The sequence below is a fragment of the Aliisedimentitalea sp. MJ-SS2 genome (assembly GCF_032586155.1).
Classification (GTDB): domain Bacteria; phylum Pseudomonadota; class Alphaproteobacteria; order Rhodobacterales; family Rhodobacteraceae; genus JAWHTC01.
On record NZ_JAWHTC010000001.1, the window covers coordinates 263,427 to 282,903 of the forward strand.

Consider the following 19,477-nt stretch of genomic DNA (forward strand, 5'->3'; position numbering starts at 1 on the left):
AAAGATCCCGTTTTCGACAATGGACGCCGCATGTCGGCTGGGCTATCACGCGACAACCCTAATAAGAAAGACGCGCAAATGTCCGGACATGGTACCCCGATCCCGATGACTTCGCATCCCTGCGGCCCGCTCAATGGGCAGGCCGAAGTGCCGGGCGATAAGTCGATTTCGCACCGATCGCTGATCCTCGGAGCAATGTGTATCGGTGAAACCGTGGTGACCGGGTTGCTGGAAGGCGAAGATGTGCTCGCGACCGCGCAGGCGATGCGCGACTTCGGCGCCGAGGTGACGCGCGACGACGACGGCACATGGCATGTGCACGGCGTTGGTGTCGGCGGCTTTGCCGAGCCTGAAACGGTTGTGGATTGCGGTAATGCCGGGACCGGCGTGCGGCTGATCATGGGGGCGATGGCAACCTCGCCGATCACGGCGACGTTTACCGGGGATGCCAGCCTCAACAGTCGCCCCATGGCACGGGTGACCGATCCCCTGGCCCTGTTCGGCACGCAAGCCGTCGGGCGAACGGATGGTCGTTTGCCAATGACAATCGTCGGCGCGCGTGAACCAGTGCCGGTACGCTATACCGTGCCGATGCCCTCGGCGCAGGTGAAGTCTGCCGTTTTGTTGGCCGGGCTCAATGCTCCGGGCGAAACCGTGGTGATCGAGAAGGAAGCCACCCGCGATCATACAGAACGGATGCTGGAAGGCTTCGGTGCCGAGATCCGCGTTGAAGAGACCGAAGAGGGCCGGGCGATCACCCTTAAGGGCCGGCCGGAGTTGCAGCCGCAGGTCATTGCCGTGCCGCGCGATCCCAGCTCGGCCGCCTTTCCGGTCTGTGCCGCGCTGATCGTACCGGGCTCGGACGTGCTGGTTCCGGGGATCGGTTTGAACCCGACCCGTGCCGGGTTGTTCGACACGCTGCGCGAGATGGGGGCCGACCTGACCTATGAAAACGAACGCGTTGAAGGCGGTGAGCCGGTGGCCGATCTGCGGGCACGGTTCTCGCCCAACATGAAGGGCATCGAAGTGCCGCCCGATCGGGCTGCCAGCATGATCGACGAATACCCGATCCTGTCGGTTGTGGCAGCCAACGCGACCGGTGACACGGTGATGCGCGGGGTGAAAGAGCTGCGGGTCAAGGAAAGCGACCGGATCGAGGCCATGGCCCGAGGATTGCGCGCCAATGGCGTGGCGGTCGAGGATGGTGAGGATTGGTGGATCGTCAAAGGGTGCGGTGCGGGAAATGTGGCAGGCGGGGCGAATGCACCGGTCGAGACCTTCCTGGACCACCGCATTGCCATGTCCTTCCTCTGCCTTGGTATGGCGTCGCAAGCTCCAGTGGTGCTGGATGATGGCGGGCCGGTCGCCACGTCCTTCCCGATTTTCGAGCCGCTGATGGCGGGCTTGGGTGCGGATATTCGCCGCGAGGGGTAAAGTATGGTCATGCGTTGGGTTTCATCCGGCCCGGAGCGCTATACGTAGGCCCAGGTTCACCCCCCCCAATTGTGAAAGGCGCGGCAATGGCGGGCTGAACCCCGCCCTGCGGCAAGCGCGAAACGCTCCATCCCCCCCTGCGGCGCATGGTCCAACAGAAATCCGGATCTACCTGCGTTAAAACCCCCGGGCGCGCATTCAGGAGGACACCATGACCCGCACGATCTATGCCAATCTGCAGCTTTGGGACCCGATGGGTCAGATGAAACTTGACCCCGGCCTGATGTATGGCGGGCAGAGTATGCTGTTCGTGTTGGCCGCCGATGATCTGCGCGCGGGGCTGTTGCGCCTGGTCGATGCTGTGGCGACCAAGGGGTTGGGTCTCGTTCGGGTGATGTATGCAGGCTATACCGATGCGTTCGACACCGATCACTTCCCATACGAGGTTGATATGGGGCCGATGATCGCGGATGCGTTGGACCAGGACAAAATCTGTGCCGTGGGTCCGTTCACCTTTGATCCGGCGGCCGCGCCGGAAAGTGCCGACGTGATGTTGGCCTGTATCGACGTTTTCGACCCTTCGCAGGCAGACGAAGGGGCCTACGACGGGGCGCTGTGTCTGGCCGGGGTGGCGGGCAATGTGGCCGATGGGCTGCGCGCTTTGATCGCCGACATGCAGGCGCAGGAGATTGACCTGAAACATATCGAGGATGCCAAGGACGGCTCGGAGCACGCCGAAGTCTATTCATTTGAAACCTCGGTCGAGGACATGATCGGCAAGGCGCAGAATGCTTCTGCCCCGGTCTATAGCGATATGATAGCCTACGACCGCAAGAGCTGAACGCAGTTTTTGTCGCGGGGAAAATGCTCTGCTATGGTCGCCCCATGGTGACCCGGATTCTTTATGTATTTCTGACGATTGCGACCGCCGCGCTTTACCTCGTGATGGTGCTGTGGTCGCTTCCGGAAATCACAATCGAGGCCGACGGGCTGATGCCGTTCGATCTGCGCCCATTCGGATATTCCCCGCAGGAGGCCGAGGCGTTTCTCAATGCACTCAGCGATGAGGGGCGGGTCTTCTATGCCGAAACTCAGCATCGGCTTGATATGGTGTTTCCGCTTCTTCTGATGGCATGGGGGGCATGGACAGTGTGGTTGCTCTATCCCGCACCGATCAACTGGCTATTCATTGCACTTGCGGTGCTGGGCTGTGTTTTCGATCTGGGTGAGAACCGGGCAGTTGCCGGGCTGTTGGAGGGGTTCGACGCAGAAGCGGCCCGTGCAGCGTCGCGTTGGACGCTGGCAAAATCGCTTGCCGCAACCACTGTGTACGGGGCGATCCTTTGGGCGTTGGGGCGAAAGCTGTGGGTGCGGATCAAGCGTTGAACCGTGGTAGGGTTTTCATTCGCCCGCCCAGTTGTTAATCCCGAGAGAAACCGAATTTTGGGGCAATTCAGCCATGAGTTTCTGCGTAGCCATCGACGGACCTGCGGCGTCAGGCAAAGGCACGGTGTCAAAAGCCGTGGCGGCACATTTCGGGTTTGCCCATCTCGATACGGGGCTGCTTTACCGTGCCGTCGCGGCCAAGGTGCTCGCCGGAGCGGACGCGATCGAAGCGGCAAAGGCGCTGGATGCGTCAGACCTTGAGGGCGATTTGCGGACACCAGCGGTAGCGCAGGAAGCCAGCCGCGCGGCGGTGATCCCGGAGGTGCGCGCAGCGCTGGTGGATTTTCAGCGCAGTTTTGCTGCACGGGTCGGGGGTGCGGTTCTGGACGGGCGCGATATCGGCACAGTGATCTGCCCGGAGGCGGCGGTAAAGCTCTATGTCACCGCCAGCGCTGAGGTTCGCGCCGAGCGGCGTTTTCTGGAACTGGACGCCAAGGACATAGAAGTGACCCGCGAGAGTGTTTTGGCCGATGTAAAGGAGCGCGATGCACGCGATAGCGAACGCAGCCACGCGCCGCTTAAACCCGCCGATGATGCCGTGATGATCGACACATCAGAGATGAGCATTGACGAGGCCGTGGCCACTGCCATCGCGGCAGTGAATGAAAAACGAAAGGTTCAGGGATGAAAACGCGCAAACTGGGACAAAATGGACCCGAAATCGCTGCCGTGGGATACGGCGCGATGAGCTTTTCCGATTTCTACGGACCGACGACCGAGGAAAACAGCCATGCTATTCTGGATGCGATGCGGGATTGGGGCGTGAACCATATCGATACGTCCAACATCTATGGCATGGGCGGCTCGGAAGATGCGATTGGCAGTTACCTGTCAAAAAACCCTGAGGCCAAGACCTTCTTTTCCATTGCGACCAAGGCCTCGATCACCCGCGACGCGGACAACAATCGGATTTTCCGAAATGACCGGGCGCATCTGGAGGCGGAGCTGGATATCAGCCTGAAACGGATGGGTGTCGACCGTGTAGATCTGTTCTATGTCCATCGCCGCGACCCCGAGATGCCGATCGAAGAAGTGGTTGAGGGGTTGGTCGAGATCATGGGGACCGGAAAGATCGGTAGCTTCGGATTTTCCGAGATCGCGCCGTCCAACCTGCGCCGCGCGGCCGCCGTACATCCCGTGGCGGCGGTGCAGTCGGAATACTCGTTGCAGACCCGCAGTCCGGAAATGGGCTTGGTGCAGACCTGTTCTGAACTGGGAACTTCGCTGGTGGCGTTTTCGCCGGTCGGGCGGTCCTTGCTGACAGATCACCCGCTGACCGTGAACGCCTTGGACGAGCTGCCTTTTCTTAAGGATAACCCACGCTTTCAGCAGCCCAATTTCGATGCCAATATCGCGGCCACCGACAAGCTGCGCGCATTGGCGAAAGAGATGGGTGAACCGGCGGCGGCGCTGGCCAATGCCTGGCTTCTTGCGCAAGGCGATCAGGTGATACCGATTCCGGGCACACGTTCGGTCGAGCACTTCCGCGAATGCGTGCGCGGGGCCGAGATTGATCTGAGCGCCGAAGACTTGGCGCGAATCGAGGCGATTCTGCCCATCGGTTGGGCCCATGGTGATCGCTATTCCGCGGGTCAATGGGTTGGGCCGGAGCGCTATTGCTGAGATTGGTGACGGACATCTGTTGGCCCGAAGTTGTCATTGGCCAAACAATGCCTGCGCGAAATCAAGAGCCTTGGCCCGCCGGGCAATCGCAATACCGCGGGCAGGGTCGGCGATTTCGAGGGGGCGCGCTGAGCCGTAAGTTCGCGCAGGTTTATCTGACAAAAACTCGCCCTGAGCAGTTTAGTATCGCCTCCCCACGGTCTGGCAATTGCGCGTCTTTGCAATCAGTTTCCCAATGTCCTGATAAGGCCAAAAGCAGAAGGCACCGCCGCCTTGTCGCACCTACCGACTTGCGGCCTGCTCGCGCAACACCCGGCGCAGGATCTTGCCCGACGCAGCCTTGGGGACTTCATCGACGATTTCCAGGCGCCGCAGTTGCTTGTAATGCGACAGTTGCCCTTCGAGATGGGCCTGCAGATCCTCAAGAGTCGGTACCTCGCCACCAGACACCGGTACGATGAACCCCATAGGTATCTCGCCTGCTTCGTCGTCAGGCACCCCGATCACGCCCACATCTGCCACGTTCGGATGGGTAATCAGCGCCGCCTCAACTTCAGCCGGAGCGACCTGAAAGCCCTTGTACTTGATCAGTTCTTTCAGCCGGTCGGTGACGAACATGTGCCCATCCTCGTCAAAACGCACGATGTCGCCGGTATGCAGCCATCCGTCGCTGTCCAGTGTTTCCGCTGTAGCCTCCGGGTTGTTCCAGTATCCCTTCATCACCTGCGGACCGCGCACCCACAGCTCGCCCTCGTCACCCGGTTCCACGTCCTGCCCGCTGCCGGGATCGACCACCCGGCATTCGGTGTTGCACACGGTCACCCCCGACGAGCCCTGCTTGATATTGTCCTTGTGCGAGGAATGCGACACCGGGCTCAGTTCGGTCATGCCATAGCCCTGGCCCGCGACACAGCCTAGCCGCGACGAAACTGCGGTGGTCACATCGCCACCCAAGGGGGCTGCGCCGGAATTGACCTGTTCGACGCATGACAGGTCATAGGCCTCGACCATCGGGTGCTTGGCCAGCGCGATCATCACTGGCGGCACGACATACATCCGCCGCGTGCCATATTCCGAGGACAGGCGCAGGAACAGTTCAAGGTCAAAGCGCGGCATGGTGATCAAAGCGCCGCCGGCCGCCAGAACCATGCTCATCAGGCATTGCAGACCGTAGATGTGAAAGAACGGCAGGAAGGCCACTGTTGCCTCACCCGGCACAACTTCGAAGGTCGAAAGAGTCTGGTCGATATTGGCCACCAGGTTCCAATGGGTCAGCATCACGCCTTTGGGCAGGCCGGTAGTGCCGCTGGAATAGGGCAGGGCGACCACGTGGTCATGCAAGTCGACCGGTGTCTGATCCTCTTGAGGATCACCCATCAGGTCAGCCAATGACATCGTGTCGGGCGCCTCGCCGATCACGACGACTTCTTGCACTGATGTGCCCTCTGCGGCCTCTCGCGCCATGTCCAGAAACTGGGGAATCGTGACAAGCAGGGTTGCTCCGCTGTCGTTCAACTGATGGCGCAGCTCCTGTGCCGTGTAGGTCGGGTTTACCAAGGTAACCGTGCCTCCGGCCCAGGCTACGCCATGAAACACCACCGCGTATTCTGGCAGGTTCGGCGCCATTAGCGCAACCATCGTTCCCTTGCCGGTACCGCGTGCATTCAGCCCACCTGCCAACGATTTGACCGTGCTTATAAAATCGTCAGTTGTAATCTGCCGTCCCGTTGTGCCCTCGGTCAGGACTACACGGTCCGGATCGCCGCCAAGTCCTTCGAACACACGCGACGTGACGGACATTTCACGTAGTTCAACGTCCTCGTAGGGGCTGGTAATGATGGTCATGGCGCGGTTCCTCCCTGTTTCAAGGCTAGGGGCAGCATGCCGTTTGTGCCAAGAAGAACGCCCCGTCATTTGAGCTTTGGCAATTGTTGTGCAGTGTTGTCCGCTCTAGATTGAGGATGAATTCGCCAGGGGTAGATAGCTGGATGCGGCGTGGGATTTGGATACTTGCGGTTTTGGCAGCGCTGGCGGGTGGCGTGCTGATATACAGCAAGGGTATGGCGCAGGCCGGATCGGGCGCGCCGCCGGCGCTGGTCGCGGCAAAACAGCGGGCCGATGCGGTCATCGTTGACAAGCCTGCACGCGAACTGATGCTGCTGCGGCAGGGCAAGGTGATCCGCCGCTATGACATCTCCCTTGGAGCGGCCCCTGACGGTCACAAACAACAGGAAGGGGACGAACGAACCCCCGAAGGGGACTATGTGATCGACTGGCGCAACGAAAACTCGATTGCCCATCTCAGTTGCATATTTCTTATCCCAATGCTGCAGACACGGCACAGGCTGCGGCCAGGGGTGTAAGCCCCGGTGGGCAGATCATGATCCACGGGCTGCCCAATGGCTGGGGCGCGCTGGGGCGGTTGCATCTCTTGTGGGATTGGACCAATGGCTGCATCGCGGTCACCAATGAAGAGATGCGGGAAATCTGGTCTCTGGTGCCCGATGGCACACCGATTACGATCCGGGGTCATGACGGTTAACCCGGTTCACGCGTTGTCACGTCGCCGCGATACACAGATAGGTCACTTGCCCGGTACAGGAAGGTTTGCGTGGGTCGTGTCACGAACACGACATGTAAAACGTGGACAAGTATATGAAAATTATCGGTAAATCTGGATTCGCAGTTGCAAACGTCGCCTTTGCCCTGGCTATGTCGGGTGGTTCGGCCATTCTGCCGACCGCTGCCGTCGCCACATGGCGCTTGAACCCGAGGAGGGGGCATTGCTGTTCGAGTTGGACAAGGGTGCTGATTTCGCCGGATTGTTCGAGGTATCGGCGGTTATGTCAGATCTAGAAGAAGCCGCCATTTGCATGGCTGGATATCTGCGAAGATGGATTGAGAATGGATCGATTGGGCAGGTGATCCCGCCCAACCACGCGTAGTCAGATCGCTTGCTGACGCCAGATGCGGCTTTAGATCCAGCGCCGCACTTGGGCGGCATAGGCATCGAACTCGTCGCCAAAAAGCGCGTGCAGGTACCTTTCTTCCGGTCGGATCATCCAGGAATCAAGAATTGTCGCCGCAATCGCGGTCACGGCAAGAAACCACCAGCTGTTGCAGGCGATGCTCAGGCCAAGGGCCACGAGGATCGCGCCGAGGTAATTCGGGTTTCGGGACCACGCAAACGGGCCGGACGTGACAAGCTGTGTGGTGGGCACGCCGGGATGGGTGGGCTGTTGCGCGGCGTCCAGCGCGCGTTTTGACCACTCTATCAGCGCAAAACCTGCCGCCACGATCAGAACGCCAACGGCAATCATCAGCCAGACTGGTGCGGCGACAATCCGGGTCGGCCAAATCAGTTCGAGCCCGATCGCGAGCGCGAGCGCCGGAAACATCACGACGTCGCTGATCTTCCACTTGTGGTTATGGGCGGCTTCGGGTGGCATAGCTGGTCCTGCTGGTTCGCGGTCAGTTTCGGGCATTGTCGGGCCCTTGCGCAACTGCTACTTTGTCCTTGCATATATGGCCATCCGCGCCTATAGAGCCCCGGTCGACAAGGCGGGAAACGCCATAGAACAACGAGAAAGAGCAGGGTCGGATATCCACCGGCCCTCTTTGTTTTATGTCCCGTCTGACCAATGCAATCTGAAAGACCGACGGACACAACCGTACGGCCCGAAAATCCCAGCCGGTCAAACCCGGCACGAAAAGGAACTGAACGCCACATGGCAAACACGATGGAAGAGTTTGAAGCACTCCTTAATGAAAGCTTCGAAATGGACACGCCCACCGAAGGGTCTGTTGTCAAAGGCAAGGTGATCGCAATTGAAGCGGGCCAAGCCATTATCGACGTCGGCTACAAGATGGAAGGCCGCGTCGAACTCAAAGAATTCGCAAATCCTGGTGAAGCCCCCGAAATCGCTGTTGGCGACGAGGTCGAGGTTTACCTGCGCGCCGCAGAAAACGCCCGTGGCGAAGCCGTCATTTCACGTGAAATGGCCCGCCGCGAGGAAGCCTGGGATCGTCTGGAAAAAGCGTACGCTGGCGATGCCCGCGTCGAAGGTGCCATCTTTGGCCGCGTCAAGGGTGGCTTCACGGTCGACCTCGGCGGCGCCGTGGCCTTCCTGCCCGGTTCGCAAGTTGACGTCCGCCCTGTGCGTGACGCCGGCCCGCTGATGGGTCTGAAGCAGCCGTTCCAGATCCTGAAAATGGACCGCCGCCGCGGCAACATCGTTGTGTCGCGTCGCGCCATCCTGGAAGAATCGCGTGCCGAACAGCGCGCCGAAGTCATCGGCAACCTCACCGAAGGTCAGGCAGTCGACGGCGTGGTCAAGAACATCACCGAATATGGTGCATTTGTTGACCTCGGCGGTGTTGACGGCCTGCTGCACGTCACCGACATGGCATGGCGTCGTGTGAACCATCCTTCGGAGATCCTGTCGATCGGCGAAACCGTCAAGGTTCAGGTCATCAAGATCAACAAGGAAACCCACCGTATCAGCCTGGGCATGAAACAGCTGCAGGACGATCCGTGGGATCTGGTTGGCGCCAAGTACCCGCTGGCCTCGGTCCACAAAGGCCGTGTTACCAACATCACCGATTACGGTGCATTTGTTGAGTTGGAAGCCGGTGTCGAAGGTCTCGTTCACGTTAGCGAAATGTCCTGGACCAAGAAGAACGTCCACCCCGGCAAGATCGTTTCGACGAGCCAAGAAGTCGACGTCATGGTTCTGGAAATCGACAGCGCCAAGCGCCGCGTTTCGCTGGGCCTCAAGCAGACCATGCGCAACCCGTGGGAAGTGTTTGCAGAAACCCACCCCGAGGGCACGCAGGTCGAAGGCGAAGTCAAGAACATCACCGAATTCGGCCTGTTCATTGGCCTCGACGGCGACATCGACGGCATGGTTCACCTTTCGGACCTTTCCTGGGACGAGCGTGGCGAAGACGCAATCCAGAGCTACCACAAGAACGACGTGGTTCAGGCCGTTGTCTCGGAAGTCGACGTCGAGAAAGAGCGTATCTCGCTCTCGATCAAGGCGCTGGGCGGCGACAAGTTCGCCGAAGCGATCGGCGGCGTGAAACGCGGCTCGATCATCACCGTCAACGTCACCTCGATTGAAGATGGCGGCATCGAGGTCGAATACGAAGGCATGAAATCCTTCATCCGTCGTTCCGACCTGTCGCGTGACCGTGCCGAACAGCGCCCCGAGCGTTTCTCGGTCGGCAACCACGTCGATGTGCGTGTGACCAACGTGGACAGCAAATCGCGCCGCCTGGGTCTGTCGATCAAGGCACGCGAGATCGCGGAAGAGAAAGAAGCCGTGGAACAGTACGGTTCGTCCGACAGCGGTGCATCGCTGGGCGACATCCTGGGCGCGGCTCTGAAAACCGACGACTGATCCGGTTGAGAATGGAAATTGAAGCGGCCCCGTCTGACCGGCGGGGCCGTTTTGCATTTGGGCTCAGAGAAACCGCCTGAGCCAGCGGAACTTGCCCGCCGTATAAGGCGCATAACGCAGAGGCGGCTCACCGCGATTGTATTTGCGCAGCACCGGTTTGAGATGGCTGAACGTGTCAAAGGAGGCGCGCCCGTGATAGGCTCCCATGCCGGACGCCCCGACTCCGCCAAAGGGTAAGTCGGGTGGGGTGGTTTGCATCAACACGTCATTAACCACGAGCGAACCCGAACTTGTCTCGGCCACGAGCTTCTTCTCGTCAGCACTGTCGGTCGAGAAGAGATAGAGTGCCAGCGGCTTGGGCCGGGCGTTGATGAAGGCAATAGCCGTGTCGAGGTCTTCAACTTCGAACACAGGCAGTATCGGCCCGAAAATCTCGTCTCGCATCAGCGCTGTGTCCAGCGCCGGCTGGTAAATCACGGTAGGGGCAATGTAGCGGTTGTCGCGGTCATGCAGACCACCGACGCGGATGTTCCCGTCCTGCAACAACCTCACCAGCCTGTCGAAATGATGGGTATTGATTATCCGTGGGTAATCGGGACTTTGCTGAGGGTCGGTGCCATAGAAGCGGCGCAGCTGTGATTCGAACGCCTGAATGAACGGTTCGGCCACGCCCTGTTCGGCCAGGATGTAATCCGGCGCGATGCAGGTCTGGCCTGCGTTGAGGCACTTGCCCCAGGCAATTCGCCGCGCCGCCACGTCGAGATCGGCGCTCTTTCGCAAAATCACCGGGCTTTTGCCGCCCAGTTCCAGCGTGACCGGCGTCAGATGCTTGCCGGCCGCTTGCATCACCGCGGACCCCACCTTTGTGCTGCCGGTGAAGAATATGTGGTCGAAGGGTTCCTCAAGTAGCGCCTTCGAGGTGTCGACCGCGCCCTCAATCACCTGCACCGCGTTGGCATCCAGACATTCCGGCACGATCCGGGCCAGCAGCGCTGACGTTGCGGGTGCGAGTTCTGATGGTTTAATGACCGCGCAATTGCCCGCTGCCAACGCGCCCACCAACGGCGCCAGGGCCAATTGGTACGGGTAGTTCCACGGCGCGATGATCAGCGCCAGACCCAATGGTTCCGGCACGACCCGTGCCCGGGCGGGCAGGTTGGCAAGGTCCGCCGCTACGCGTCGCGGTCGCATCCAGCGTCGCAGGTGTTTCAATGCATGCTTGGCGCCATGGGTGACGAAACTGGTTTCGGTTGCAAAGGCTTCGAAAGCCGGCTTGCCGAAATCTTGTCTCAGCGCCTCGAATATTTCGGCCTCGTAGCGTTGCCCCATTCCTGCCAGCGCGCTCAGCTGAGCCCGGCGCCATTCCGGTGATCGGGCCGCTCCACTGCTGAAATAGCTGCGCATCTTGGAAAGGCGGGTTTGCAGATCGGTGTCGGGCATGGCGGCATCTCCTGAGTGTAACTATGACAGGGGCAGTGGCGGAGCGCCCTGACTTGGGTCAATCCCGTGCCACTTGTGGAATGTGTTGCGAATCAATGGCTTCGCCGCGTTGCGGCGGAGCGGAACTTCCTTGGCGTCACCCGGCAAACCACCGAAATACCGGCGGAAATTGACCGAAATGCCGGTTTGAGTCGCAATTTCACACTTGGATTGGCCGCCTTTGATGTTCCTAGAAGGCGGTTTTCTTTCTATAGTCGACAAGAGAGAGTGTTCGGGAACGCGAGACCTGGGGAGACCATCCGATGATCCGATCGGAATTGATTCAAAAAATTGCCGACGAAAATCCGCATCTATATCAACGCGATGTTGAGCGGATCGTGAATACCATTTTCGAAGAGATTACCAATGCCATGTCCCGGGGTGACCGGGTCGAGCTGCGGGGCTTCGGCGCGTTTTCGGTCAAACAGCGCGATGCGCGCGTTGGCCGCAACCCGCGTACCGGCGCGGCGGTGCAGGTCGAAGAGAAACACGTTCCGTTTTTCAAGACCGGCAAGTTGCTGCGCGATCGTCTGAACGGAAAAGAGTAAAGAGACATGCGTTATATCCGTTACGGGTTCCTCGCTGCGCTGGCCGTGGTGTTGATTTCGGTCGCGATGGCCAATCGCGGTGCGGTGGAGCTGAGATTGCTGCCCGAGGTCCTGGCCCAGCCGCTGGGCTTGTCTTGGTCGATCGAATTGCCGCTCTTCGTGGTGATCTTTGCCGCGATCGTGGCGGGGCTGCTGATCGGTTTTGTCTGGGAATGGCTACGTGAGCACAAGCACCGCGCCGAAGCGGCCCGCAAAAAGGGCGAGGTTAATCAGCTCAAGCGCGAGGTGACGCGGCTCAAGGGCGATGCTGCCAAGGGCGGTGAAGGCAGCGAGGACGAGGTTCTGGCGCTGCTCGACAAGGCCAGCTGACGCACGGCCAATGAACGAGATGTGAAGAAACGGGGTGGTTCCAAGCCACCCCTTTTTCGCGTATGGGGGCGGCATGAACATCAAGGTCAAGATATGTGGGCTGAGCAAGCCGGACGATGTGGCTGCCGTGGTCAACAGCGGCGCGGCCTATTGCGGTTTCGTCTTTTTCCCGAAATCGCCGCGCAACGTGGATATCGAGACCGCCCGTACGCTGGCGCTGGATGTCCCGATGGGGCTGGCCAAGGTGGCGCTGGTGGTGAATCCCGATAACGCACTTCTGGACAGGATCTGCGAGACGGTGCCAATTGACATGTTGCAACTGCACGGTAGCGAAAGCCCCGAGCGCGTGGCCGAGATCAAGGCACGCTATGGCCTGCCGGTGATGAAGGCTGTAGGGGTGGCCGATCCGGCGGATCTGGCCGCGCTTGAGACTTACAGCGCCGTCGCCGATCAGCTCCTGGTCGATGCCAAGCCGCCAAAAGAGGCGGATTTGCCCGGTGGCAACGGGTTGAGCTTTGATTGGCGGCTGATCGCCGGACGTGATTGGCCGGTGCCGTGGATGCTGGCCGGGGGACTGACCCCGGAAAACGTGGCTGAGGCGATTGCCCTGACCGGCGCGCGGCAGGTCGACGTGTCTTCGGGCGTCGAACGCGCGCCGGGCCAGAAGGATGCCGGGCTGATCCAGGCGTTTGTGACGGCGGCGACATGCAGCTGAGCTTTCGCGAGGCTACGCGAGAGGATGTGCCGGCGGTGGTGGCGATGCTTGCTGATGATATGCTGGGGCAGGGGCGCGAGCTGGAGGCGCTGGACGCGTATTTCGCCGCCTTCGATGCGATGGTCGAGGAGGGTAACAACACGGTGATCGTCGGCGAGGATGACGCGGGCGAGATCGTGGCGACCTATCAGCTGACACTCATTTCCGGGCTCAGCCTTGCCGCGGCGCGACGCGCCCAGGTGGAAAGCGTTCGGGTTGCCTCTCACGTGCGCGGGAAGGGGGCGGGGCAACAGATGTTTGCCGATGTTGAGACCCGCGCCCGGTTGGCGGGCTGCCGGTTGATCCAGCTGGCGATGAATGCCCGGCGGGTGGACAGCCGGAGGTTTTACGAAGGGCTGGGGTTCGAGGGCAGCCATACCGGGTTCAAGCGCTATCTCGATTGAGGCGCTTTACCTTCTGTTAACCACGATTTGCCAAGCTGCCTTCATGGTACAGATCCCGGATCATTTGACCTCCGAAACCTGGATTAAACAGGTGTTTTCCTCTGCCGAAGCCCGCAAGGGAGGAGTGGTCAAACGACAGGTCCGCGATGTCGAGCGTCTTGCCGGTCGTGACGCCTTCCTGCGAGAGATCGAGCGACGCGGGTTTCAGGCGGTGCAGAACGGTCGTCATTTCGTGGTGTTCTGCAACGATTTGCCGCTCCGCCGCGTCCGGGCGTGAAAAGGGCTTTCGAAAGCCCTTTCTGAACGCGTTTTTGAAACGCGTTTTCAAGCCGCTTCGAAGCGGCTTCCTTACGCAATTTCGAAATTGCGTGACCAAGGCGTTTCGCAACGCCTTGCCAGGCATGTCCTAACGCCCTCTATTGCTCCTCGGCTCGCTAGCCATTACACCACCCCTCAACACAGAGGGAGGCGCCTGCATGGCCGACGATCTTTTCAACAGCTTCATGAACGGACCCGACGAAAAGGGCCGTTTCGGCAAATTCGGCGGGCGCTTTGTTTCTGAGACCCTGATGCCGCTGATCCTTGATCTCGAGGCCGAATATGACAAGGCCAAGGACGACCCGACTTTCTGGGCCGAGATGGACGACCTGTGGGAGCATTATGTCGGCCGTCCGAGCCCGCTTTATTTCGCCAAGCGCCTGACCGAGCATCTGGGCGGCGCCAAGATCTATCTCAAACGTGACGAGCTGAACCATACCGGCGCGCACAAGATCAACAACGTTCTGGGCCAGATCATTCTGGCGCGGCGCATGGGAAAGAACCGCATTATTGCCGAGACCGGCGCCGGGCAGCATGGCGTAGCCACCGCCACCGTCTGCGCCAAGTTTGGCATGAAATGCGTGGTCTACATGGGCAAGCACGACGTCGAGCGTCAGGCGCCCAACGTGTTCCGTATGCGCCTTCTGGGCGCCGAGGTGATCCCGGTGACATCTGGTCGCGGCACGCTCAAGGACGCGATGAACGACGCTTTGCGCGACTGGGTCACCAATGTGCGTGACACGTTCTATTGCATCGGAACCGTGGCCGGTCCGCACCCCTATCCGGCGATGGTGCGTGATTTCCAATCGATCATTGGCAAGGAGGTCCGCACGCAGTTGGCCGCACAGGAAGGCGAAGGCCGTCTGCCCGACACGGTGATCGCCGCCATCGGTGGCGGCTCGAACGCGATGGGTCTGTTTTTCCCGTTCCTTGATGATTCGTCAGTACGCATCATCGGGGTTGAGGCCGGAGGCAAAGGCGTTGACGAAAAGATGCAACACTGTGCCTCGCTCACCGGCGGGCGGCCAGGCGTTCTGCATGGCAACCGCACCTATCTGCTGCAGGATGATGACGGGCAGATCCTCGAAGGGTTCTCGATCTCGGCGGGTCTCGACTATCCCGGTATCGGCCCGGAACACAGTTGGCTGCATGAGACAGGGCGCGCCGAATATGTGTCGATCACCGACAAGGAGGCGCTGGAGGCGTTCCAGTTGTCCTGCTCGACCGAAGGCATCATCCCGGCGCTCGAACCCAGCCATGCGCTGGCCCATGTGATGAAGATTGCACCGACCCTGCCCAAAGACCACATCATCGTGATGAATATGTGTGGTCGTGGCGACAAGGATGTGCAGACCGTGGCCAAGCATCTGGGCTTTGACATGTCCGACACCGAAGGTCGCGATATGGAATAAGCCCTGATTTCAAGGGCCCATTCGTCTAAACTTGGGTTTATGCCCATCAACCCGGCGCATAGCGTGCCGGGCTTCCACCCTGCGGTTAATTCTCTGCTTATCGGTGGACGTGTCTTTTTCTGGTAGTGCTCCTGCATGTGCAGGGCGGGCAACAGAGAAAGGTATCATCATGAAGAAGTCGTTTACAGTAGTCACCTTGATGGGCGCGATGGGCGCTACCGGTGCATATGCGGCGGCTTGGGGGGGTGTTGATCTCCCATCCGTATCCAGCCTCCAAGCGGCGTCCGTGGGCCAGATCGCGCCAGCACATTCCGAGGATGAGACGTCGGAGTGGCGCGACCTTCTGATCCTGGCAGAGGTCGATGTTCACGAGCAGGACGAGAACGACAGCGAAGACGACGAAGGCGATGATGAAGAGGGTGACGATTCCGGTGAAGACGGCGAAAGCTCCGGTGCCAGTTCCAGTTCAAGCGACGATGAGGGCGATGACAGTGAGGGCGATGACGGCGGCGAGGACGGCGAAGGCGATGACGGCGGCGAGGACGGCGAGGGTGACGACGGCGAAGGCGATGACGGCGGTGATGGCGAAGGCGACGGTGAAGGCGACAGCGGCGGCGATGGCGAAGGTGACGGCGAAGGCGACAGCGGCGGCGACGGCGAAGGAGACGGCGAAGGCAGCGATTGACGGGACGGCTTGAAATTTTTCCGGCTTCGTCCACTCTAACGGACAATCCAATGCAACACAGACCCCGTGCCAGATTGGCGCGGGGTCATTGATGGGGAAACGGAACATGGTGTCACGTCCGATACGCTTTCTGGCGACGCTTTCGCTGGCGGCCGGGCTCTCGCATCCTTTGGCCGCCGAAACTCCGGAGGCCTCGATTGTGCGGCAACTGCGCGCCCAAGGTTTTCATAGTGTCACAGTCAACCGGACTCTTTTGGGGCGTTTAAGGTTTGTGGCAACCGCCGATACGGTTCGCCGCGAAATCATCTACAATGAACGGACCGGTGAAATCCTGCGTGACTACTCGGAAAAGACCGGAAAAACTACCATTGGACCAACCCTTTTGTCGAAGAACCCGTCGCCGTCGCAACTTTCACCTGGTGAGGACGGCGACGATGGTGAGGGGGATGACGGTGAAGGCGACGATGGCACCGGGGATGACGGTGAAGGCGACGACGGCGGCGACGATGCGGCCGGTGATGATGGTGAAGGCGACGATGGTGGCGATGACGGTGAAGGCGATAGCGGCGGCGACGACGGTGAAGGCGGCGATAGCGGAGAAGGTGACGGCGAAGGCGGTGATAGCGGAGAAGGTGACGGGGAAGGTGATGGCGACTGACCCGATTGTTCGGCGACCCGACCCAGAAGGGTTGAAACATGCCACGCCTTAGTTTCGTCGTTGTCGTTTTTGTCATCCAGGCGTTCTGCGCTGTTTTCTTCGTGTCGGACATCGTGTTCAGCGTGATTGGCATTCGGGCCCGCCCCATCAGTTGGCAAACCCGTGAATTCCTAGAAATCGGCGCGGCGCTGGGCTTGATCCTTGGGGTGGGGCTGGGTTGGCTCGCGTTTCGCCGCACATTGGCGCGCAGCCACCGTGCTGAACGGCAATTGCGGGTGGCCTCCGGCGCTTTCATGGAACTGCTTGAGGAAAGCTTTGACGACTGGGGACTCACCCCCGCGGAACGGGACGTGGCGCTGTTTTCGATCAAGGGTTTGTCGGTAGCGGATATCGCCGAGTTGCGGGGGACATCGGAAGGCACCGTCAAGGCGCAGACAAATGCAATCTATCGCAAGGCCGGGGTGTCCGGGCGACCACAATTGCTAAGCATCTTTATCGAAGACCTGATGGGTGACACGTTGGTCGAGGGCGAATCGAAAACGTCGGCGCCCTGAGAGCTTTTAGGCTCACGGGCCCGCGTGCGCCTCAAGCACTTCCATCGGCACAATCTCCAGTGCCCGCGCGTGGGTCGCCTCGAGCCGAACTCGAGGGCCGCACCCCTCGTCAGCAGCCTGGAGAAACCGTGCAGCACAGACACACCAATGATCCCCCGGCTTCAAACCGGAAAATCCGTATTCCGGCCGTGGCGTACTGAGGTCATTGCCGACGTATTTCTCATAGGCCAGGAACTCGGCGGTCATGATGCAACACACTGTGTGCGAACCGAAATCACTGTCGCAGGTGTTGCAATACCCGTCGCGGAAATATCCCGTCACCGGGTTCATTGAACAGGCTGCCAGCACTCCGCCCAGCACATTGATCGGCTTGTCGGGCTCAGCCTTCATTCCAATCCCTCCGTAATCCTCCGGAACATGGCGATGTTGCTGTCATGGGCACCGGGTTCACGGAAACCACGGTCGGCGCCGTTCGCCGCGATCACCACGCCACGGGTTCGGTCGAAATAGATATACTGGCCATAGATCCCACGGGCATAGAACTCGCCCTCGCGCGGTTCTGGGGCCATCCACCATTGATAGCCATAGTTGCGCTTGCCCTGTGCGGTCTTGGCCGAGGGCACGGTCGAGACCGCCAGCCAATCGGCGGGCACCACCTGTTTGCCCTGCCACATGCCGTTCTGCATCACCATCTGGCCGAAGCGGGCATAGTCTCGCGTGCGCAGGTTCAGCCCGCCCAGCACGAAGGCAGTCTCGTAACCGTCGGAAATGTAATAGGGGTCTTCCTCGAACCCCATCGGATCGAGGATCTTTTCCTGCATCAGGTCGGCAATCCGCCGCCCGGTGGCGCCCCGGATCACCATGCCGATGACATGGGTGTCGATCGAGACATATTGCATTCGCTCGCCCGGAGGCGCGTCGGCGTCGGTCAGGGCCTCGGTAAAACCGTCCATTGAGGTGCCAAGCGCGATAACCCGGCCCATTTTGTTGATATCGCTCCAGAAATCTAGGTAGTCCTCGTTGAAGGTGATGCCACTTTCCATCTGCAGCACGTCCTGGATGGTGGCCGTGTCATAGGCCGTCCCCTTGAGGCTGGCGGCGTATTTAGTGACCGGATCATTGATCGAGGCAATCGCTCCTTCGGACAGGACCACGCCGAAAAGGGCCGAAAGAAAGGACTTGGCAACCGACCATGAAATTCGCCTGTCCTCGGGGGCGGTGCCAAGGTAATAGCTTTCGTGGCGTAACTGCCCATTTTTCATCACGATCAACGCGGTGACGGCGCGGTCCTTGATCCATTGGTCTGCACCTTCGGGTAAAGTGATGTCAGGGCCTTGCGGCAGCGGGCTGACCGGGCCGGGGCCGCGGGTCATCGGCAGGGTCAGGAACATGCGATTCATGTTGCTGAAATTGTCGACGATCAACTCCTCTGAAAAGAGTGAATTGACGGCCATCAGCCGCGTGATCTGTTCGCGTTTCCAAACCCAAAGCACGACGCCCAGAATGATCAGAATCAGCAACAGCCGTCCCAGAAATTTGCCAAATCTGCGCATGGTTCGCCCCTTTTCACCCACAGGCAGTCAAGCATGCAATGAAGTTGTTTGCAAATCACCGGGTGCTCCGTGAAGCTATGGTATAGGCGGAAAAACCCTGACCGGTTATTTGAACTTGTCCATCAGCTTTTGCAGGGGCGAACGATCATCTTTTACCGGTTGTTCTTCCGCCTTTTCGGCCGGCCTCGCGGGTTTCGCTTCGGGTTTGGTGGTCGAACTGCGCGGCGGATTCACCTGCAGGGCCACTGCGTTCATGAAGCGGCCATTGTCGCCCGCCGCAAGGTCGGCCGAGCCGTCCGACACACCACGCAACACATCGTCCAGCCAATCCTGATCGGCCTTGGCAAAATCGCTGAGCACGTAATGTGACACCCGGTCCTTGTGACCGGGATGGCCGATGCCCAGACGCACCCGGGCATAGTCTGCGCCGATATGGGAATGGATTGAGCGCAGCCCGTTATGCCCGGCATGACCACCGCCACGTTTGACCCGCACCTTGCCCGGCGCAAGGTCCAATTCGTCATGAAAAACCACCACGTCATCCGGCGTCAGTTTGAAGAACCGCATCGCCTCGCCGACTGACTGGCCCGACAGGTTCATGAAAGTTTCGGGTTTCAAGAGCAGCACCTTCTCAGGCCCCAGACGCCCCTCGGAGAGCGACCCCTGGAACTTGCCGCGCCACGGGGCAAAGCCATGATCCTCGGCTATCCGGTCCAACGCCATGAAGCCGATATTGTGCCGGTTGCCCGCATATTTCGCACCGGGATTTCCAAGGCCGACAAAGAGTTGCATGAGATATGCTCGCGTGATCGTTGTTGCTGCCTGATCTACGCGGTTT

24 protein-coding genes are annotated in these 19,477 nt (G+C 60.1%); 18 read left to right on the forward strand and 6 right to left on the reverse strand.

The window, feature by feature from the left end; all coding sequences use genetic code 11:
- The first annotated feature begins 78 nt into the window (after positions 1-78).
- From aroA to RXV86_RS01260, 5 genes are all read left to right on the forward strand, one after another.
- Positions 79-1,434 carry a 3-phosphoshikimate 1-carboxyvinyltransferase gene (gene aroA, locus RXV86_RS01240; RefSeq protein ID WP_316296977.1) on the forward strand — a complete coding sequence of 452 codons (1,356 nt, stop codon included), beginning with the start codon at positions 79-81 and terminating at the stop codon, positions 1,432-1,434.
- Between the two features lie 211 nt (positions 1,435-1,645).
- Complete coding sequence (locus RXV86_RS01245) at positions 1,646-2,275, forward strand: hypothetical protein (RefSeq protein WP_316296978.1); 630 nt, start codon at positions 1,646-1,648, stop codon at positions 2,273-2,275.
- A 44-nt stretch (positions 2,276-2,319) separates the two neighbouring features.
- Positions 2,320-2,820: a hypothetical protein gene (locus RXV86_RS01250; protein WP_316296979.1), complete on the forward strand. Its 501-nt coding sequence runs from the start codon at positions 2,320-2,322 to the stop codon at positions 2,818-2,820.
- A gap of 73 nt (positions 2,821-2,893) precedes the next feature.
- Positions 2,894-3,508, forward strand: a complete 615-nt coding sequence (gene cmk / locus RXV86_RS01255; RefSeq protein ID WP_316296980.1) for a (d)CMP kinase — start codon at positions 2,894-2,896, stop codon at positions 3,506-3,508.
- A complete protein-coding gene (locus RXV86_RS01260; RefSeq protein WP_316296981.1) occupies positions 3,505-4,503 on the forward strand; it encodes an aldo/keto reductase in 999 nt (332 codons plus the stop codon). The genes cmk and RXV86_RS01260 overlap by 4 nt, the downstream gene beginning before the upstream one ends.
- A 282-nt stretch (positions 4,504-4,785) precedes the next feature.
- Here RXV86_RS01260 and RXV86_RS01265 read toward each other — a convergent pair whose 3' ends face one another.
- Positions 4,786-6,348, reverse strand: coding sequence for an AMP-binding protein (locus RXV86_RS01265; protein ID WP_316296982.1), 1,563 nt, complete (start codon positions 6,346-6,348; stop codon positions 4,786-4,788).
- 143 nt (positions 6,349-6,491) lie between these two features.
- Between RXV86_RS01265 and RXV86_RS01270 the strand changes: the two genes are divergently transcribed.
- From RXV86_RS01270 to RXV86_RS01280, 3 genes are all read left to right on the forward strand, one after another.
- Complete coding sequence (locus tag RXV86_RS01270) at positions 6,492-6,866, forward strand: L,D-transpeptidase family protein (protein ID WP_316296983.1); 375 nt, start codon at positions 6,492-6,494, stop codon at positions 6,864-6,866.
- A 17-nt stretch (positions 6,867-6,883) separates the two neighbouring features.
- Positions 6,884-7,045: a L,D-transpeptidase family protein gene (locus RXV86_RS01275; RefSeq protein WP_316296984.1), complete on the forward strand. Its 162-nt coding sequence runs from the start codon at positions 6,884-6,886 to the stop codon at positions 7,043-7,045.
- Positions 7,046-7,259: 214 nt separating this feature from the next.
- On the forward strand, positions 7,260-7,448 hold the full coding sequence (locus RXV86_RS01280; protein ID WP_316296985.1) for a hypothetical protein: 189 nt from the start codon (positions 7,260-7,262) through the stop codon (positions 7,446-7,448).
- A 30-nt stretch (positions 7,449-7,478) separates the two neighbouring features.
- Here the strand turns inward: RXV86_RS01280 and RXV86_RS01285 are convergent, their stop codons facing one another.
- Positions 7,479-7,988: an isoprenylcysteine carboxylmethyltransferase family protein gene (locus tag RXV86_RS01285; RefSeq protein WP_316296986.1), complete on the reverse strand. Its 510-nt coding sequence runs from the start codon at positions 7,986-7,988 to the stop codon at positions 7,479-7,481.
- A 156-nt stretch (positions 7,989-8,144) separates the two neighbouring features.
- Between RXV86_RS01285 and rpsA the strand changes: the two genes are divergently transcribed.
- Positions 8,145-9,905, forward strand: coding sequence for a 30S ribosomal protein S1 (rpsA, locus tag RXV86_RS01290; RefSeq protein WP_316296987.1), 1,761 nt, complete (start codon positions 8,145-8,147; stop codon positions 9,903-9,905).
- A 63-nt stretch (positions 9,906-9,968) separates the two neighbouring features.
- Here the strand turns inward: rpsA and RXV86_RS01295 are convergent, their stop codons facing one another.
- Positions 9,969-11,345: an aldehyde dehydrogenase family protein gene (locus RXV86_RS01295; RefSeq protein WP_316296988.1), complete on the reverse strand. Its 1,377-nt coding sequence runs from the start codon at positions 11,343-11,345 to the stop codon at positions 9,969-9,971.
- A 302-nt stretch (positions 11,346-11,647) separates the two neighbouring features.
- On the opposite strand from RXV86_RS01295, the gene ihfB reads away from it, so the two are divergent.
- The 9 genes from ihfB (at position 11,648) to RXV86_RS01340 (ending at position 17,086) form a co-directional block, all read left to right on the forward strand.
- A complete protein-coding gene (gene ihfB / locus RXV86_RS01300) occupies positions 11,648-11,932 on the forward strand; it encodes an integration host factor subunit beta (protein WP_316296989.1) in 285 nt (94 codons plus the stop codon).
- Between the two features lie 6 nt (positions 11,933-11,938).
- Positions 11,939-12,301, forward strand: coding sequence for a LapA family protein (locus tag RXV86_RS01305; RefSeq protein WP_316296990.1), 363 nt, complete (start codon positions 11,939-11,941; stop codon positions 12,299-12,301).
- 73 nt (positions 12,302-12,374) lie between these two features.
- Positions 12,375-13,016 carry a phosphoribosylanthranilate isomerase gene (locus RXV86_RS01310; RefSeq protein ID WP_316296991.1) on the forward strand — a complete coding sequence of 214 codons (642 nt, stop codon included), beginning with the start codon at positions 12,375-12,377 and terminating at the stop codon, positions 13,014-13,016.
- The gene (locus RXV86_RS01315) at positions 13,007-13,459 is read left to right on the forward strand and encodes a GNAT family N-acetyltransferase (RefSeq protein ID WP_316296992.1); all 453 of its coding nucleotides are present in this window, start codon (positions 13,007-13,009) and stop codon (positions 13,457-13,459) included. Before RXV86_RS01310 ends, RXV86_RS01315 begins: the two co-directional genes overlap by 10 nt.
- Before the next feature lie 43 nt (positions 13,460-13,502).
- Positions 13,503-13,736, forward strand: coding sequence for an N-(5'-phosphoribosyl)anthranilate isomerase (locus RXV86_RS01320; RefSeq protein WP_316296993.1), 234 nt, complete (start codon positions 13,503-13,505; stop codon positions 13,734-13,736).
- Positions 13,737-13,935: 199 nt separating this feature from the next.
- Positions 13,936-15,189 carry a tryptophan synthase subunit beta gene (trpB, locus tag RXV86_RS01325; protein ID WP_316296994.1) on the forward strand — a complete coding sequence of 418 codons (1,254 nt, stop codon included), beginning with the start codon at positions 13,936-13,938 and terminating at the stop codon, positions 15,187-15,189.
- Positions 15,190-15,358: 169 nt separating this feature from the next.
- Positions 15,359-15,874, forward strand: a complete 516-nt coding sequence (locus tag RXV86_RS01330) for a hypothetical protein (RefSeq protein ID WP_316296995.1) — start codon at positions 15,359-15,361, stop codon at positions 15,872-15,874.
- 91 nt (positions 15,875-15,965) lie between these two features.
- Positions 15,966-16,532: a hypothetical protein gene (locus RXV86_RS01335; RefSeq protein ID WP_316296996.1), complete on the forward strand. Its 567-nt coding sequence runs from the start codon at positions 15,966-15,968 to the stop codon at positions 16,530-16,532.
- Between the two features lie 38 nt (positions 16,533-16,570).
- Positions 16,571-17,086 carry a helix-turn-helix transcriptional regulator gene (locus RXV86_RS01340; protein WP_316296997.1) on the forward strand — a complete coding sequence of 172 codons (516 nt, stop codon included), beginning with the start codon at positions 16,571-16,573 and terminating at the stop codon, positions 17,084-17,086.
- 12 nt (positions 17,087-17,098) lie between these two features.
- Here RXV86_RS01340 and RXV86_RS01345 read toward each other — a convergent pair whose 3' ends face one another.
- The 3 genes from RXV86_RS01345 to pth form a co-directional block, all read right to left on the reverse strand.
- Positions 17,099-17,476, reverse strand: coding sequence for a DUF2237 domain-containing protein (locus RXV86_RS01345; RefSeq protein ID WP_316296998.1), 378 nt, complete (start codon positions 17,474-17,476; stop codon positions 17,099-17,101).
- Complete coding sequence (locus RXV86_RS01350; RefSeq protein WP_316296999.1) at positions 17,473-18,639, reverse strand: serine hydrolase; 1,167 nt, start codon at positions 18,637-18,639, stop codon at positions 17,473-17,475. The genes RXV86_RS01345 and RXV86_RS01350 overlap by 4 nt, the downstream gene beginning before the upstream one ends.
- 105 nt (positions 18,640-18,744) lie before the next feature.
- Positions 18,745-19,431, reverse strand: coding sequence for an aminoacyl-tRNA hydrolase (pth, locus tag RXV86_RS01355; RefSeq protein ID WP_316297000.1), 687 nt, complete (start codon positions 19,429-19,431; stop codon positions 18,745-18,747).
- Positions 19,432-19,477: the final 46 nt, after the last annotated feature.